Source organism: Kytococcus sp. HMSC28H12, from assembly GCF_001816045.1.
In the GTDB taxonomy this organism is placed as follows: Bacteria; Actinomycetota; Actinomycetes; order Actinomycetales; family Dermatophilaceae; genus Kytococcus; species Kytococcus schroeteri.
The window spans coordinates 1-2,775 of sequence record NZ_KV824434.1; the positions used below are offsets into that span (position 1 = coordinate 1).

Consider the following 2,775-nt stretch of genomic DNA (forward strand, 5'->3'; position numbering starts at 1 on the left):
CGGGCGGCCAGCTCGTCGTCGTCGGCGGCCGGGCCGGTGGGCTCGTCGGGCCCGCCGGCGCGCAGGCTCTTGGCAGCCTGCAGCAGCTCGCGGCTCTCGGCCAGGAACGCCTCGGAGTGGCCCGCGAAGTACTCACGGACGGCCTCGAACTCGGCCAGGAAGCCCTCCCGGTCGCCGGCGCGGAGGCGTTCCACCACCTCGCCGAGGGTGGTGTGGAAGTGCTGCAGCAGCTCGAGGTTCGCCTCGCTGGCGGTGATGATGTCGTGGTACAGCCCGGCGTCCTGGGCGAAGAGGCGCGCCACCATCATCAGCTCGGTGCGGTAGATGGGGCTGCTCAGGGCCAGCAGCGTCTCCAGGTCGGCCCCCTCGCGGCGCAGGTCCGCGCCGTACGCGAAGGTCACGGTGTGCCGCAGCGCCTGGATGACGCCCATGAGCCGGTCGTGCTCGGCGGCGTCCACGGTCTCCACGCGGCACCCCCAGCCGGCGATGCGGTCCAGCAGCCAGGCCACGTCGCCGCGGCCCGGGGAGTGCACCACCACCTCGCCGGCGGGTGAGGCGACGTCCGGCCCGAACATGGGGTGCAGGCCCGCCACCGGCCCGGGGTGGGTGTCCAGCATCGCGGCCACGGCGGGGGCCTTCACGGACGTGAGGTCGGCCAGCACCGCGTCGGGGCGCAGCGGGGGCAGCGCCGCGACGACCTCCGGGGTGACCCGGATGGGCACCGCCACGAGCACGAGGTCGGCGGCGGCCAGCGCGGCGGCGTCCGCGGCGGGGTCACCGGTGTGGGAGGCCGCGGGCAGGCCGTCGGACCCGGGGCGGGAGGGCGCCGCGGGGTCGATGACGTGCACCAGGTCGCCCTCGCCGCGGAACCACTCCACGAAGCGGGAGCCCAGCGCACCGGCCCCTCCCACGACGACGATGCGACGGACGGTCTGCGACGGCTCCATGCGCCAGAAGTCTAGGAGGGACGCGGCGTCACCCCCTCGCGCGCATGGGGCGCCCCGCCTCAGGCCGGCTCGTCCTCCAGCGCCACGTCCAGCCACCGGGCGGAATGGGTCAGCGCCCCGGAGCTCAGCACGTCCGCGCCGGCCTCGGCGAGCGCCCGCGCCGCACCACCGGGCGCCACGCCGCCGGAGACCTCCACCACCGGCCGCAGCCCGGCACCGCGGAGCAGCGCCACGGCATCGCGCACCCGGGCGGGGCCCATGTTGTCCAGGAGCACCACGTCCACCACGGGGCGCCGCCCGGCCTCGGCGCGGGCCCGGTCGAACGCGGCCAGTTCCCCGAGCTGCTCGAGGGTGTCCACCTCCACCTCGACGCGCACCATGTGGCCCGGCGCCTCCGGACCCTCGGCGAGCCGCTCCAGCACCGCCGTCACACCGCCGGCCAGGGCGATGTGGTTGTCCTTCACCATCACCGCGTCGTGCAGCCCGAGGCGGTGGTTGGACCCGCCGCCGTGGCGCACCGCCCGCTTCTGGGCGGCCCGCAGACCGGGCACGGTCTTGCGCGTGTCCACCACCCGGGCGCCGGTGCCGGCCACCTCGTCCACGAGGCGGGCGGTGGCCGTGGCCACCCCGCTGAGCAGGCCGAGGAAGTTCAGCGCCACGCGCTCCCCGGTGACGATGCCGCGCGTGGGCCCGGTGACACGCGCCAGTGGGGTGCCGGCGGGCACACGGTCGCCGTCGGCGGCCAGCGGCTCGACCACGAGGCGGGGATCGACCTGCTCGAAGGCGGCGGCCACGAAGTCCAGCCCGGAGACGACGCCGGCCTCGCGGGCCACCACGACCGCCGCGCCGGTGGCGTCGTCCGGGACGGTGGCGCGGGCGGTGACGTCTCCGCCGGTGCCGAGGTCCTCGGCGAGGGCGGCGGCCACGAGGGCGTCGACGTCGGCCGGGCGCGGGGCGCGAACGGTCACAGCGGGTGTCGAGAGTGTGGACGATGGCGATGACGATGGCGTGGCGTGCGTGGTCATGCGACGGCTCCTGCGCGGTGGGTGGGCTGGCTGGACCCGGTGGGCTGGTCTGTGCTGGCGGGCCGGACCGTGCGGGTGGGCTGGCCCTGCTCCTCGACCCACCGGTGGCCGCCCACCGACCGCTCGCGCCGCAGGGCGGAACGCAGCACGAGGCGGGCCACCAGGGCATCGGGCCCGGGGCGGCCCTCCAGCGCGGTCAGGGCGCGGTGCACCTCGTCGCGACGGCGGGCCACGCCGGCGGCGGTGGAGAGCAGCTCGCCCACCAGCGGGTCGCGGGCGGGACCGTCCCCGAGGAGACGCTCGGTCGCCAGGGCGGCCTCTGCCGCATCGGCGGTGATGGTGCGCTCGGCCCCCACGGGCGAGCGCCACCCATCGTGCCAGGTGCCAGCCAGATCAACCGACTGCGCGGCGCTCTCAGCCGGCTCCCCCACGCCCGAGAGCACGTCCGCCGCGGCCGCGCGTGCGGTCACCACCCCCTCGAGCAGCGAGTTGGAGGCCAACCGATTGGCGCCGTGCAGCCCGGTGCAGGCCACCTCGCCGACGGCCCAGAGCCCCGGCACGGTCGTGCGGCCGCGGGCGTCGCTGAGCACCCCGCCCACCGTGTAGTGGGCGGCCGGGCAGACCGGCAGCGGGTCCCGACGCGGGTCCAGGCCGACCGCGGCGGCGGTGGCGGCCAGGGCGGTGAACTCCTCCAGCCCGCGCACACCGCGGCAGTCCAGCTCCACCCGCCGGCCGGCCAGGCGCTGCGCGTGCACGGCGGCGGCCACGACGTCGCGCGGGGCCACCTCGTCCACGAAGCGCTG

At 77.2% G+C, this 2,775-nt stretch carries 3 protein-coding genes; all 3 read right to left on the reverse strand.

The features are described 5' to 3' along the window. On the reverse strand, positions 1–947 hold a 947-nt coding region (gene tyrA / locus HMPREF3099_RS05780; protein ID WP_070705119.1), incomplete at its 3' end, for a bifunctional chorismate mutase/prephenate dehydrogenase. 59 nt (positions 948–1,006) lie between these two features. Beyond that, the gene (nadC, locus tag HMPREF3099_RS05785) at positions 1,007–1,915 is read right to left on the reverse strand and encodes a carboxylating nicotinate-nucleotide diphosphorylase (protein ID WP_070705120.1); all 909 of its coding nucleotides are present in this window, start codon (positions 1,913–1,915) and stop codon (positions 1,007–1,009) included. A gap of 53 nt (positions 1,916–1,968) precedes the next feature. Next, positions 1,969–2,775 (reverse strand): FAD-binding protein (locus HMPREF3099_RS13255; protein ID WP_141762014.1); only part of this gene is annotated, 807 nt, incomplete at its 5' end.